Here is a 12,493-nt window from a genome sequence, read left to right as displayed (position 1 = left end):
TACCCCAAAAATAGAATTATGAAAAATACGATTGCTGTTATAGCATTATCTTCTTTCTTAGCTGTTACTGCCTGTAAAAAAAATGAAACAGCAGGATCAGCAGAAAAAATAGAAAACAAAGCCGCTGAAGAATTTGTAGTAGACTCTGTGAAAGTCAATGACTCTACAAAAATTACGGATTCTTTAAAAGTGAGCTTTACTTCAAAGCTTTTGGTTTTTCCAACTTTAAAAGATAAAAAACTGTTAGACAGCATCTATTTCCAGAATGAAAAGATTAAAGATTTTTCCAAAGCTGGTCTTCAGACTTATCTGGATAATGAAAAAACTAATTATTTCAATTCTGTAAAAAATGATAATAAAGACTGGGTTTCAGATGTTACTTATGCTCAAAACTGGTATTCAAGCTCGCATATGAATCTTATTTCTAATTCTAACGGTTATATGCATATTCAGTATCTGGGAAGCGGGTATGAAGGAGGAGCACATGATAACTACGGATTTTCCGAAAGGGTTTTTGATCTTAAAAACAACAAAAAATTAGAACTGAAAGACATTACTTCAATGCCTAAAAATAAAATTGAAGCCATTCTGATGAAAAATATTGATAAAATAAATAGTGGTACAATGGATGGTGACGGAGAAGTGAAGAACTCAGAAATGCTTTTAGTGGATAAAATTCCGGCATCAGACAACTTTTATTTTGATGATAAAAACCTGTATTTTCACTACAGTCCGTATGAAATTGCTGCTTTTGCTGCCGGAGATATTACAATTCCGGTTTCATGGGAAGATCTGAAAGGTACATTAAATACAGAATTTAAAGAAAGAATGAAAATTAAGTAAATTAATGCTTCCAGTTTTGGAAGCATTTTTTAATTTTGTGGTAATGGACAAAGTAGCTTTTATTATCAATCCTTTTTCGGCCAAAAAAAATTATCAGCCGTTTTTAAACGAACTTAAAACAAAGGTTAATAACCCATTGTACTATGTGTCAGAATCTATTCCAGGAACAGATGAATTTATTCAGTCCCATTTTGAAGAGGTTGATATTTTTGTGGCCATCGGAGGGGATGGTACTATTTCTACAGTAGCCAAAAATCTTATTTACACAGATAAAATTCTGGCAATTTTTCCCGCAGGTTCAGGAAATGGATTTTCCAATGAAACACAATTCAGTAAAAATCTGGATGAACTTTTAGAAAAAATAAAAGCTAAAAACTCCCGAAAGATTGATACTTTTACGGTAAACGACAGGCTATCCATCAATGTTTCGGGAACAGGATTTGACGGTAAAGTGGTTAAGGAATTTGAAAAAACAAGCCGTGGATTCAAAAATTATATCAAAGTTTCCCTGAAAACCTTTTTCAATTACAAACCTATCAAGGTGAAATTTTTTGATGAAGAATATCAACAGTACAATGGAAGGTATCTGATGATGAACATTGCCAATACCCGTCAGTTTGGTAACAATGCATATATTGCTCCGAAAGCCAGTAAAAGTGATGGACTGGTTGACATGGTTTTGGTAAAAAAGTTTCCACTTACTTATTCAGCACTTTTTGCTTTCCGAATGTTTACTAAAAGACTGAAAGATGATGAATATGTAACCTATCTTCCAGTCTCTGAAATATCATTTAAGGTCAATACCAAAAACTGGCATCTGGACGGTGAATTCAATAAGATCAAATCACCAATCCATGTTAAAGTTCAACCCGCGAGTTTAAGTATTTTGATTTAAAGCTTTATGGTACTGGATGCAGGTTAATTTGGTTTCGGATTTACTCGTTGCTGTTTGTTGGGTTTCGGGTTAGGTGTTACACACAACCTTGAACTTTGAACCTTGATTCTTTCCCTAATTCCTGCAACCTAAACCTGCTATCTGCAATCTCTTTACACTTCCAGTTTCTTTTCCACTTCAGCCGGATGATCCAGGCAGTATTGAAGTTGCTTTTTATCAAGCTGTTTTTCCCAGTTGGCAACTACTACGGTAGCTACAGAATTCCCAATTACGTTGGTCAGAGCTCTGCATTCGCTCATGAACTTATCAATTCCAAGAATCAAAGTCATTCCTGCAATCGGAATCTCAGGAACTACTGCCAATGTTGCGGCAAGGGTAACGAATCCGGCGCCTGTAACGCCAGCTGCCCCTTTTGAACTTAGCATAGCCACCAAAAGAAGCATCAGTTGTTTTTCGATAGGAAGATGAATATTTAAGGCCTGCGCGATAAAGAGAGAGGCCAGGGTCATATAAATATTAGTTCCGTCTAGATTGAAAGAATATCCGGTAGGAACCACAAGGCCTACAATGGCGCGTGAACAACCTGCCTTTTCAAGTTTTTCCATAATTCCGGGCAAAGCAGATTCTGATGAGCTTGTACCCAAAACGAGAAGTAGTTCTTCTTTAAGATAGAAAAGGAGTTTGAAAATATTAAATCCGTTATACCATGCTACCGCTCCCAATACCAGAATCACAAACAGGATTGATGTAATATAAAATGTACCTACCAGGAATATCAAATTAAGAACAGAATGTAGTCCATATTTGCCGATCGTAAAAGCCATTGCTCCGAAAGCACCTATCGGGGCCAGTTTCATCAACATATGAACGATCTTAAATACCGGAGTTGATAGATCCTGTAAAAAATCGGTTACTTTCTGGCTCTTTTCTTTTGTTAAAACCAAAGCAACTCCCATTAGAATTGCTACCAAAAGTACCTGAAGAATATTTTCACCCACCAACGGACTGAATAATGTCTCCGGAATAATATTCATAATGAATCCCGTAAGTGTTGATTCATGAGCTTTTGCCTGATACTGTGAAACATCACCCGAAAGAGTAGAAGGATCAATATTTAAACCATGACCCGGTTGAAGAATATTTCCTACTAATAACCCTATGATAAGAGCCAGAGTTGAAAAGGTAAAAAAATAGATCATTGCTTTGATTGCAATTCTGCCAACTTTTTTCAAATCGGTCATGTGGGCGATTCCTAACGTAAGTGTAATGAAAATTACCGGAGCGATAATCATTTTTACCAATTTGATGAATCCATCTCCCAAAGGTTTCATCTTTTCTCCTAACTCAGGATAAAATTTTCCCAGAAGAATACCCGCAATGATGGCGATAATCACCTGGAAATAAAGCTGATTGTGTATTTTTTTTGCTTTCAAAGAACAGTCGTTTTGTTTTTTTAAGGGCGAAAATTAAGAAAATTTATCTAAAAACATGACAAAAGTCATTGAAAAGAATCTGTAGCGCGGGTTTTCTAAAATGCTTAAAAAAGCCTGGACTTCATTCGGAGAATGAAGCCCAGGCTGTATTTGTTATTTTTGTATAAGTATTATTCTACTGCTACAGAATCATCTCCACGGCCATCAGCGACAGCATGAATATTTCCGTTTTCATCAAGGACAATCATTTCTGTTTTACCAATATATTTTGTCTTTTCAATGATGTAATTCTTGCTTTTCAGTTCAGAAATAGTGCTTTCCGGGAAATTGTTTTCCACGGTGATAGTTTCTGGTAACCATTGATGGTGGAATTTGGGTGCATTCACCGCAATATTCGCATTCAGTTTAAAATCCACTACATTCACGATAGACTGATACACCGAAGTCGGAATTGTAGTTCCTCCTGGTGTTCCCACGACCATATAAGGTTTTCCGTTTTTAAGGATGATGGTTGGGGTCATCGAAGAGAGCATTCTCTTGTTAGGTTGTATTGAATTAGCTTCTCCACCTACTGCTCCAAACATATTCGGGACTCCGGGTTTGATAGAGAAATCATCCATTTCATTATTTAAAAAGAATCCGGCTCCTGAAACAAGAACTTTACTTCCATAGTATCCATTAAGTGTGGTGGTTACAGAAGCAGCATTTCCATCTTTATCCAATACGGAAATATGAGTAGTCTGCATAGATTCTTTAGGTTGTTCTATAATCTTACCGACTTCTGCACTTGGAGTTGCCTTATCAAAACTGAAGCTTTTCCATCTTCCTTTCAGATATTCATCCGAGATCAGATAAGAGGTTTTATCCTGAATAAAATCCGGATCACCCATATATTCTGCTCTGTCGGCGTAAGCCCTTCTTTCTGCTTCAGTCATGATCTGAACTGCTTTTGTAGAGTTTTGCTGATACTTTTCAAGGTTTTCAAAACTAGCCATTCTGAGCATCTGGGCAAGAAGAACTCCGCCGCTTGAAGGCAGAGGCATCGTGACAACATTGCTTCCTTTATAATCAAATTCCAGCGCTTTTCTTTCAGCAACTTTATAATTTTTAAGATCTTCAAGAGTGATGATTCCGTTTCCTCTTTTCATTTCGGCAACTAAAAGATCAGCTGTTTTTCCTTCATAAAAACCTTTAGCACCTTGTTTCTGGATCAGTTTCAATGTCTCAGCTAAGTCTTTCTGAACCAAAAGATCTCCGGCTTTCCACGGAGTTTCTTTTACAAAAATGATCGAAGATTTATTATGCTTCTGAAATTTTTCTCTTTGATTATTCAGCATTTCCGCTTCCTTGTCGGTAATGGCAAATCCTTTTTCGGCAAGATCAATAGCAGGCTGGATGATTTTTTCCATAGGAAGCTTACAGTACTTCAGAGTAGCAAAGAATCCTGCTACACTTCCGGGAATACCTACGGCCAGTCTTCCGTTCTGGGAAAGATCAGTATCTGCTTTACCTTTTTTATCAATATACATGTCTCTGGAGGCTTTTTTAGGAGCAGTTTCCCTGTAATCCAGCGTAAATTTTTCACCGTTATTTTTTACACCTACCAAAAATCCGCCACCTCCGATATTTCCTGCCTGAGGATAAACTACAGCAAGGGCGTATTGTGTTGCAGTAACGGCATCATAGGCGTTTCCTCCCATTTTTAAGATTTTAGCTCCCGCTTCACTGGCTAACGGGTGCGCAGAGACGACAACACCTTTCTTCTTTACCTGTACTTCTTTGATAATATTGATATCTGTGAACTGAGCCCAGCTTAGCTGAGCTGCCAAAAGCATCGAAGCAATTAAAATCTTCTTCATATGATTGTTTTTTCTTTACAACAAAATTATTGAATTTTCAGTTAATCACAGCCTGATGATCATTGCATTTGATTTTTTCTTTCATTGAGATTATCTAATTGAAATATCTGTAGTTTGTCAGGGCTATGTTTTTTAAATACACCTTTTTTATTATGGTTGGCATGTTTTTTTTACTTTTGTACAATTCTAAAAAAAATCTGAAAAATGGAATCCTATACGGAAAGAATACTGATTACAGGTGCCTTGGGACAAATTGGTACCGAACTTACGAACAGACTTGTTGAAATTCACGGAGCGGAAAACGTTGTTGCTTCAGGATTGGACAGATGGCAGGAAGGAATTACTTCTGCCGGACACTACGAAAGAATGGACGTTACCAATACTCAATTGGTAAGACAGGTGATTCATGATTATGAGATAACGACAGTGTATCACCTTGCTTCACTTTTATCCGGAACTTCGGAAAAGCAGCCTGTTTTTGCGTGGAAGCTGAATCTTGAACCATTGCTTCACTTTTGTGAAATGGCTAAAGAAGGACTTCTTAAAAAGATCTTCTGGCCAAGTTCTATCGCGGTATTTGGAAAAGGAATTCCAAAGCATGAGGTAGGACAGGATGTGGTATTGAATCCAACAACTGTTTATGGGATCTCTAAAATGGCAGGGGAGAAGTGGTGTGAATACTATTTCGACAAATATGGTGTGGATGTAAGAAGTATCAGATATCCTGGATTGATCTCATGGAAGACTCCTGCGGGAGGTGGAACTACCGACTATGCTGTTGAGATTTTCTACAAAGCGATTGAAGACGGAAAGTATACAAGTTTCATTTCCGAAAATACAGGAATGCCGATGTTGTATATGGATGATGCCATTAATGCAACCTTGAAATTAATGGATGCTCCAAAAGAAAGTTTGACAGTTCGTTCTTCTTATAATTTAGGTGGAATGTCATTTACTCCAAAAGAATTGGCAGAAGAAATCACAAAAGAAATTCCGGATTTTACGATTGATTATAACCCGGATTTCAGACAGGCAATTGCAGATTCATGGCCGGCATCTATTGACGATTCAGTAGCGAAAAAAGACTGGGGTCTGACTTATGATTTCGGAATTTCGGAAATGACAAAAGATATGATTAAGAATCTGAAAGTAAAATTAGGAAAGGATTGATAATATAAAGTAATACTTTAATTGTTCTTGATTTTAACATCTGATTTTTAATATATTATAGAATTTATATAAACTTTAATTTAAATGGTATTATTAACTTTTAACATCACTTGTATTGAGGCTGAAGTAAAAAACGGCTCTCAAATTACTGATGAAGAGCGATTGAAAATCACCGAAGATAATACCAAAGCGATTCTTAGAGTTTTAGATATTCATGATATCAAATCAAGTTTTTTTGTAGAGGTTTCTCTTACCGAAAAACTTCAGAATTTAATAAAAGCAATTTCATCCAAAGGGCATGAAATTGCTTTTTATAATAAAGGATCAAATCCTGAAGAAATAGAAAATGCCAAGAAGAATATTCAGGATCTTTTGGAAAAACAGATCAGAGGAATTCGTCAGAAAGATGTAAAAGTTGCTCAGGAAACTTTAAAGCTGATGGAATTTAATTACGTCTCAAATATCGATAATGCCAATATTCTTTTTCCTTTTAAAAGACTCAAAAGAGATACCGAAATTACAGAAGAGGATGGTTTGAGTATTGTCCCTGAAAGTATTTCTCCGTACAGTCAGCTTCCTTATAATGATTTCGTGTTTCAGATCCTGCCGATGAAATATTACCAGAACATGGTGCTGGAAACTTTGCAGAATGAAGAATTTGTACTGATCTATCTGAACACATGGCAGTTTACAGATTTCAAAAAATACCGTTTTGATATTCCTTTTTACCGGAGCTTATTTTCGGGCAAAAAAATGGAGGACAAATTAGATGCCCTCCTTACTTTTCTCAATGGCAGGGAAATGGCTACTTCCCGTATGAAAGATTATATTTTTTAGTGATAGGTAGCAGATATTAGGTTGTAGGGATTAGGGAGAGAATTCAAGGTTTAATTTTGTGTAGTTGTAACTCGCAACCAAACAATTTGCAAATAATAACTCGAACCCCGAATCTCGCATCCCGAAACCCGCACCTCTAGCTCAACTCAAAAAGCGTAATCTCCGGCAGTACACCCACTCTTCCTGGGTATCCTAATACACCAAACCCTCTGTTTACATATAATAGTTTCCCTTCACTTTCGTATAAATCAGCCCATTTTGGATATTTGTATTGTACGGGTGACCATTTTACGTTTTTAAGATCTAAACCAAACTGCATTCCGTGGGTATGCCCTGAAAGAGTTAAGTGGATATTTGAAGGGTGCTTTTTAACCACATAATCAAAATGAGTAGGGTCGTGGCTCATCAGAATCTTCGTAGCGGATTCTGGCACTCCTTTTAAAGCATCATCTATTCTTCCGAATTGAGGAAATGGTTTTAATCCCCAGTTTTCTACTCCCAGAATGTATAGTTTTTCTCCGTTTTTTTCAATGACTCTGTGTTCGTTTCTCAGCATGTCGAAACCAGCTTGTTTTTCATAGCCGATTAAGGTGTCAAGGTTTTCTTTTTTAGCTGCAGGTGATTCCCAGGTCACGTAATCTCCGTAATCATGGTTTCCTAGCACGGCTAATTTTCCGTCTTTGGCCTTAATTTTTGAAAACAAGGGAATAAAAGGTTTGAACTCGTCTGCAACATTGTTCACCATGTCTCCGGTAAATAATACCAAATCAGGTTTCTGTTCGTTGATCAGGTTAATCGCATGCTGTAATTTGTCCGGATCTGAGAAGCTCCCGCTGTGAACGTCTGAAATCTGAATGATTTTATATCCTTTAAAGCTTTTCGGAAGGTTAGCAAAATTTACTCTTACTCTTCTTACTTTATGTCTGTACTTTCCAAACGTAATTCCGTCTATGAAAAGAGCAGAAAGTACTCCGCTCATTCCTAATCCAACCAGACTCAGGAACTTTCTTCTTTCCGGGAAGAAATTCTCGGAGGGTTTGGCGAAGCCGATTAAATAACCTCCGGTTCTGATGATATCATCAATTAATAAAAACAGAACTATGAAAATTTTAGGAAGGATAAAGATCAAAAATAAAGAAATCATGATCTGGGTTCTTGCCATACTTCTATCTGATCTCTGATAGTGAGTGACTTCGTAAGCGAAAATCCCGTACACAACCAAAGAAATTATCCAATATCCGATTCTGATCCAGAAATTATCGGTAAGTGTTCTGATGGCCTGATAAATATACACTTCCAAAAAAAGGAAGATTCCGGCGATGATTAAAAAATTCTTTTGCATGTCTGATCAAAAAAAGCACAAAGAATAAACTTCCCTGTGCTTTTGTATTTTAATGGTTTAAATATTACTTTTTAGGAAATCTATAAACGATAGCATTGATGTTCATTCCGGCACCTACCGAAGTCATTACAATGTTACCATTATCTTTAAACGATTGACCTTCCATTTTTCCTTTAATTATTAAATCATACATAGTAGGAATTGTTGCTACAGAAGTGTTTCCAAGATCCTGGATCGTCATAGGAGAGATGGCATGATCGTATTCTTTTACATCATAAAGTCTGTGAAGTCTTTCAATCATAGCATAATCCATTTTAGCGTTTGCCTGGTGAATTAAGATTTTGTCTATATCTTCAATAGAAAGACCGGCATCAGTAATGGTATCCTTGATCGCAACCGGTACATTTTTTAGAGCGTATTCATAGATTTTTCTTCCTAACATTCTTACATATAGGCGTTTTTGATCTACTTCTTTATTGATGGAAGGTTGGTTTTCAAGATAATTTAATTCAGGTCCGTTGTCACAAATCGTGTTGTGGGCAATAATCCCTACATTCTCTTCATCTGTTGCTTTTACTACTACAGCTCCTGCACCGTCTGCAAAGATCATTCTGTTTCTGTCATGTGGATCTGTTACTCTGCTTAAAGTTTCCCCTCCTATAACAAGAATTGTTTTAGCTACTTTAGCTTTAATAAGGTTATCTGCCAAAATCATAGCTTCCACCCATCCCGGACATCCGAAAAGCATATCATATGTTACGCATTTTCTGTTTTTGATTCCCAGTTTATTCTTTACTCTCGCTGCCATTGTAGGCATAAAATCAGCATATCCGTGTTCTGTAACTTCCCCGAAATTGCTTGCATAGATGATATAATCCAGTTGTTCGCCGTCTACTTTTGCATCCTCAAGGGCGATTTTTGCAGCTTCATAACCGATTTGTGAATTGGAAAGATCATCCTCAATGAATCTCCTGTTTTCGATTTCTGTAATCTCTACAAATTTCGCAATGGTCTCTTCCACAGGCTTTTCAATCTTTACTCCGTCTTCAGTATAAAACTCGGAATTCATGAAGTAATCTCTACCAATAACTCTGTTCGGAATATAAGATCCAGAGCCAATAATGATCGTATTCGGCATTCGTTTATATGATTTTTTTAAAGATGCAAAGTTAATAATTAATATTAATAACGGAGAATTAAAAATATTATTAAATTTGCAAAAATTGTACTTTACAATCTATGAAAAACAACTCGTCCTTAAAAGGCTTACTTATTGCAGCTGTGGCGTTTATCGTTGCCTTTGGGATCTACTTCCTTTTTTTAGCCAAGAAGAATTATTATGTGGTAGATAATCCTACCCCGAATACGTATTACTTTAAGATCAATAACGGATCTGAAGGAATTATTTCAGCGGGGCAGTATGTGCATGTGGATTTGAATAAAGGGAAAAACTCTATTCAGGTTTTTGATCAGAATAAGAAAATGCTTTACGATTCAGCATTTGAAGTCAATAAACTTCGTGGTCTGATTAATATTACCCATCAGGATTACTACGTAAATGATCAGTATTACGGATATAATCTTAAAAAAGATTCGTTGCTGACAGCACTTGATAAAACGGTTATCGACGGAAAGGATTATTACGGAGGAGCAAGACGCTTCAATAAGCTTTACACAGAAGATTTTTATTACAATGTAGATGAAGACTATGACAAAGTGATCAAAAATATCCAGAAAGTGGAATCACGATCCAAAATCTTCAGAAAGCAGGATTACCTAAATTATTACAAAGAATATTACAAGTTTTAAGTTTTGACAAAAGATATCACCAAAGTTACTCCCTACAATTCAGAGGCTACCAAAAAAAGCCAGGTAGAGGATATGTTCGACAACATTGCACCGAAGTATGACCTTCTGAACCATGTTTTATCCATGAAAATTGATGTTTTATGGAGAAATAAACTGGTAAGATGGATGAAAAATGATAATCCGCAGGAAGTGCTGGATGTGGCTACAGGAACGGGAGATCTGGCAATTACTATTGAAAAAGGAACCGGTTCTAAAGTAGTTGGATTAGATTTATCACAACAAATGCTGAATGTTGGCGTTATTAAAATAAAAAAACTTAAATTAGACGGCAAAATTTCCATGCAAAAAGGAGATGCAGAAAATTTACCTTTCGAGGACAATAGATTTGATGCTGTTTCCGTTGCATTTGGAGTAAGGAATTTTGAAAACCTTACCAAAGGTTTGGCAGAGTTAAGAAGAGTAGTTAAAGATAACAAAAGTGTTTATATACTGGAGTTTTCAAAGGTTGAGGGTTTCATGGGGCCATTTTATATGTTTTATTTCAAAAATATATTACCTGCCATCGGCAGATTGGTTTCTAAGGATAATAGGGCGTATACATACCTTCCGGATTCTGTAAATGCTTTTCCTTTCGGGGAGAAGATGAAGCAAATTCTTTTAGATACGGGATTTAAGAAAGTTGAATATAAAAAATTAAGTTTAGGTATAGCCACAATTTATAAAGCAACAAAGTAACCTATGAATAAATTTCTATTAAAAGCACTGGTTTTAACCTCAGTAAATGTTGCCGTTTTTGCAAACGCGCAATTCAGAACCCGAAACAGAATGGACAAGTTGGAAGATTTCGACGAACAGAAATTCAGTTGGGGGTTTTATTTGAACGGGAACAGACTGGATTACCGCATTGTTTTGCATCCGAAATATGGGATGAATGATAATGAAAACCTTGTTACCTCAAAGGAAAGTTATAGTTTCGGTGCCGGGCTTATTGCAAAATGGAGACTGAATGACTATCTTGATGTAAGAGTAGAACCAGGGTTACAGTTTGCACAAAGACAGTTGACTTTTAATACTCAATCCAATGACATTTATGCGGGTGGATCTTTAACCAATCCTCCTTTTATGCCATTCCCTTTACAGGAAAAGGATAAAGTAAGAGAAATTAAATCTACCTTGATTGATATTCCGGTACTTCTGGAACTTCATGGTCAAAGATGGTACAACTCAAGGCCTTACGTTGCTGCAGGGGTGAACTATGTTGTAAACCTTCAGTCTAACTCAAGTTCCACAGATGACAACATGCAGGGAATCTACAGATCTACAACGCACAACTTTGCATGGTCTGCAGAAATGGGAATTCAGTTTTATTTCAACAAGTTTAAGCTGACTCCTGCCGTAAGAGGAACATTCTTCATGAACAACGAGAAAGTGGCGGACAATGCTACTACACCTCCTTACTGGTCATCTGCGATCTCTACACTGCAGACAAGAGCGGTAATGTTCGTTCTGAAATTTGAATAAAAATATTGTGTCAAAAAATACACAGGAGGTGCACTGGCGCCTCCTTTTTTATTGTTATATCAAAATATAGAGTGTTTTATTTTTGTTAGTGTTATTATTTTTTTATTTTTGCTTTTAGTTAGAATATACAAACCTGAAATGCTTCAAGATTTAGAAAACAATTTTTCAGAATTAGAGAGAAAGATTTCGACTCTGCAAAAGAACTATAAAAATCTTACGGAAAATTTAAAAGAATTAAATTTTGAGCATGAAGAGTTGAAGAAGAAATATGATGAGGAAAGAAGAAAGAATCAGGTATTAGCAGAAGAACAAAAAAATATAAAACTTTATTCAGCAATATCAGGAAATCCTGAACACAATAGGTTAATGAAAAACCATATCAACAGATTGGTGAAAGAAATTGATTTCTGTATTGCTCAGCTTCAAAACAGTGGATTATAATGGAGGTAAGGAGAATAACCGTCAACATTGCAGGAAGAGTGTATCCGCTGAACGTACCGGCAGCAGAGGAAGAAACTTTGCGTAAAGTAGGGAAGCAGATCGAGAATATGATTAAAGATTTTGAACAGAATTTCGATGTAAGAGATAAACAGGATGCTTTGGCAATGTGTGCCCTTAAACTGGGAACCAATGCAGAAGTAGTTTCTCTGAACTACGAAAAAAATATTAATTCAACCAACGAAAGATTAACGCAGATTAATCAGTCGTTGAATGAAATCGGGAAATAGATTTTTTTTCCTGAAAAGTACTGCCTACAATAATTCTAACACATTAAAGGTAAACT

At 36.2% G+C, this 12,493-nt stretch carries 13 protein-coding genes; 9 read left to right on the top strand and 4 right to left on the bottom strand.

What is annotated here, in order from left to right:
- Window positions 1–18 precede the first annotated feature (18 nt).
- Together KBP46_RS07005 and KBP46_RS07000 are read left to right on the top strand one after the other, a co-directional pair.
- Window positions 19–843, top strand: a complete 825-nt coding sequence (locus KBP46_RS07005; RefSeq protein WP_216444994.1) for an RsiV family protein — start codon at window positions 19–21, stop codon at window positions 841–843.
- 43 nt (window positions 844–886) lie between these two features.
- Complete coding sequence (locus KBP46_RS07000) at window positions 887–1,738, top strand: diacylglycerol kinase family protein (RefSeq protein WP_062671591.1); 852 nt, start codon at window positions 887–889, stop codon at window positions 1,736–1,738.
- 152 nt (window positions 1,739–1,890) lie between these two features.
- Here the strand turns inward: KBP46_RS07000 and KBP46_RS06995 are convergent, their stop codons facing one another.
- Both KBP46_RS06995 and ggt read right to left on the bottom strand, forming a co-directional pair.
- Window positions 1,891–3,171: a dicarboxylate/amino acid:cation symporter gene (locus tag KBP46_RS06995; RefSeq protein WP_062670912.1), complete on the bottom strand. Its 1,281-nt coding sequence runs from the start codon at window positions 3,169–3,171 to the stop codon at window positions 1,891–1,893.
- A gap of 170 nt (window positions 3,172–3,341) precedes the next feature.
- A complete protein-coding gene (ggt, locus tag KBP46_RS06990) occupies window positions 3,342–5,030 on the bottom strand; it encodes a gamma-glutamyltransferase (protein ID WP_216444993.1) in 1,689 nt (562 codons plus the stop codon).
- 204 nt (window positions 5,031–5,234) lie between these two features.
- Between ggt and KBP46_RS06985 the strand changes: the two genes are divergently transcribed.
- Together KBP46_RS06985 and KBP46_RS06980 are read left to right on the top strand one after the other, a co-directional pair.
- Window positions 5,235–6,200 (top strand): NAD-dependent epimerase/dehydratase family protein, encoded by a 966-nt coding sequence (locus tag KBP46_RS06985; protein WP_062670908.1) that lies wholly within the window; start codon window positions 5,235–5,237, stop codon window positions 6,198–6,200.
- A gap of 84 nt (window positions 6,201–6,284) precedes the next feature.
- A complete protein-coding gene (locus KBP46_RS06980; RefSeq protein ID WP_216444992.1) occupies window positions 6,285–7,037 on the top strand; it encodes a polysaccharide deacetylase family protein in 753 nt (250 codons plus the stop codon).
- Between the two features lie 136 nt (window positions 7,038–7,173).
- Here the strand turns inward: KBP46_RS06980 and KBP46_RS06975 are convergent, their stop codons facing one another.
- The gene (locus KBP46_RS06975) at window positions 7,174–8,379 is read right to left on the bottom strand and encodes a metallophosphoesterase (protein ID WP_216444991.1); all 1,206 of its coding nucleotides are present in this window, start codon (window positions 8,377–8,379) and stop codon (window positions 7,174–7,176) included.
- Window positions 8,380–8,443: 64 nt separating this feature from the next.
- A complete protein-coding gene (locus KBP46_RS06970; RefSeq protein WP_062670902.1) occupies window positions 8,444–9,517 on the bottom strand; it encodes a 3-oxoacyl-ACP synthase III family protein in 1,074 nt (357 codons plus the stop codon).
- Window positions 9,518–9,618: 101 nt separating this feature from the next.
- Between KBP46_RS06970 and KBP46_RS06965 the strand changes: the two genes are divergently transcribed.
- From KBP46_RS06965 to KBP46_RS06945, 5 genes are all read left to right on the top strand, one after another.
- On the top strand, window positions 9,619–10,188 hold the full coding sequence (locus tag KBP46_RS06965) for a hypothetical protein (RefSeq protein WP_062670900.1): 570 nt from the start codon (window positions 9,619–9,621) through the stop codon (window positions 10,186–10,188).
- A gap of 72 nt (window positions 10,189–10,260) precedes the next feature.
- The gene (gene ubiE / locus KBP46_RS06960; RefSeq protein ID WP_238590583.1) at window positions 10,261–10,923 is read left to right on the top strand and encodes a bifunctional demethylmenaquinone methyltransferase/2-methoxy-6-polyprenyl-1,4-benzoquinol methylase UbiE; all 663 of its coding nucleotides are present in this window, start codon (window positions 10,261–10,263) and stop codon (window positions 10,921–10,923) included.
- Window positions 10,924–10,926: 3 nt separating this feature from the next.
- On the top strand, window positions 10,927–11,709 hold the full coding sequence (locus KBP46_RS06955) for a porin family protein (protein ID WP_034695972.1): 783 nt from the start codon (window positions 10,927–10,929) through the stop codon (window positions 11,707–11,709).
- 138 nt (window positions 11,710–11,847) lie between these two features.
- Complete coding sequence (locus tag KBP46_RS06950) at window positions 11,848–12,150, top strand: hypothetical protein (RefSeq protein ID WP_034695970.1); 303 nt, start codon at window positions 11,848–11,850, stop codon at window positions 12,148–12,150.
- The gene (locus KBP46_RS06945; RefSeq protein WP_034695967.1) at window positions 12,150–12,437 is read left to right on the top strand and encodes a cell division protein ZapA; all 288 of its coding nucleotides are present in this window, start codon (window positions 12,150–12,152) and stop codon (window positions 12,435–12,437) included. The genes KBP46_RS06950 and KBP46_RS06945 overlap by 1 nt, the downstream gene beginning before the upstream one ends.
- Window positions 12,438–12,493 lie beyond the last annotated feature (56 nt).

It is taken from the genome of Chryseobacterium sp. PCH239, from assembly GCF_018924625.1.
Taxonomy (GTDB): Bacteria; Bacteroidota; Bacteroidia; order Flavobacteriales; family Weeksellaceae; genus Chryseobacterium; species Chryseobacterium cucumeris.
The sequence above is the reverse complement of the archived record's forward strand: the minus strand, read 5'-3'. Positions and strand labels throughout refer to the sequence as shown.

What these genes read in the sequence shown, in the direction of transcription:
- KBP46_RS07005 (WP_216444994.1), top strand. Translation starts at nt 19, where the DNA reads ATGAAAAATACGATTGCTGTTATAGCATTATCTTCTTTCTTAGCTGTT.
- KBP46_RS06950 (WP_034695970.1), top strand. Translation starts at nt 11,848, where the DNA reads ATGCTTCAAGATTTAGAAAACAATTTTTCAGAATTAGAGAGAAAGATT.
- ggt (WP_216444993.1), bottom strand. Translation starts at nt 5,030, where the DNA reads ATGAAGAAGATTTTAATTGCTTCGATGCTTTTGGCAGCTCAGCTAAGC.
- KBP46_RS06955 (WP_034695972.1), top strand. Translation starts at nt 10,927, where the DNA reads ATGAATAAATTTCTATTAAAAGCACTGGTTTTAACCTCAGTAAATGTT.
- KBP46_RS06985 (WP_062670908.1), top strand. Translation starts at nt 5,235, where the DNA reads ATGGAATCCTATACGGAAAGAATACTGATTACAGGTGCCTTGGGACAA.
- KBP46_RS06975 (WP_216444991.1), bottom strand. Translation starts at nt 8,379, where the DNA reads ATGCAAAAGAATTTTTTAATCATCGCCGGAATCTTCCTTTTTTTGGAA.
- KBP46_RS06980 (WP_216444992.1), top strand. Translation starts at nt 6,285, where the DNA reads ATGGTATTATTAACTTTTAACATCACTTGTATTGAGGCTGAAGTAAAA.
- KBP46_RS06965 (WP_062670900.1), top strand. Translation starts at nt 9,619, where the DNA reads ATGAAAAACAACTCGTCCTTAAAAGGCTTACTTATTGCAGCTGTGGCG.
- KBP46_RS06970 (WP_062670902.1), bottom strand. Translation starts at nt 9,517, where the DNA reads ATGCCGAATACGATCATTATTGGCTCTGGATCTTATATTCCGAACAGA.
- KBP46_RS07000 (WP_062671591.1), top strand. Translation starts at nt 887, where the DNA reads ATGGACAAAGTAGCTTTTATTATCAATCCTTTTTCGGCCAAAAAAAAT.
- ubiE (WP_238590583.1), top strand. Translation starts at nt 10,261, where the DNA reads ATGTTCGACAACATTGCACCGAAGTATGACCTTCTGAACCATGTTTTA.
- KBP46_RS06945 (WP_034695967.1), top strand. Translation starts at nt 12,150, where the DNA reads ATGGAGGTAAGGAGAATAACCGTCAACATTGCAGGAAGAGTGTATCCG.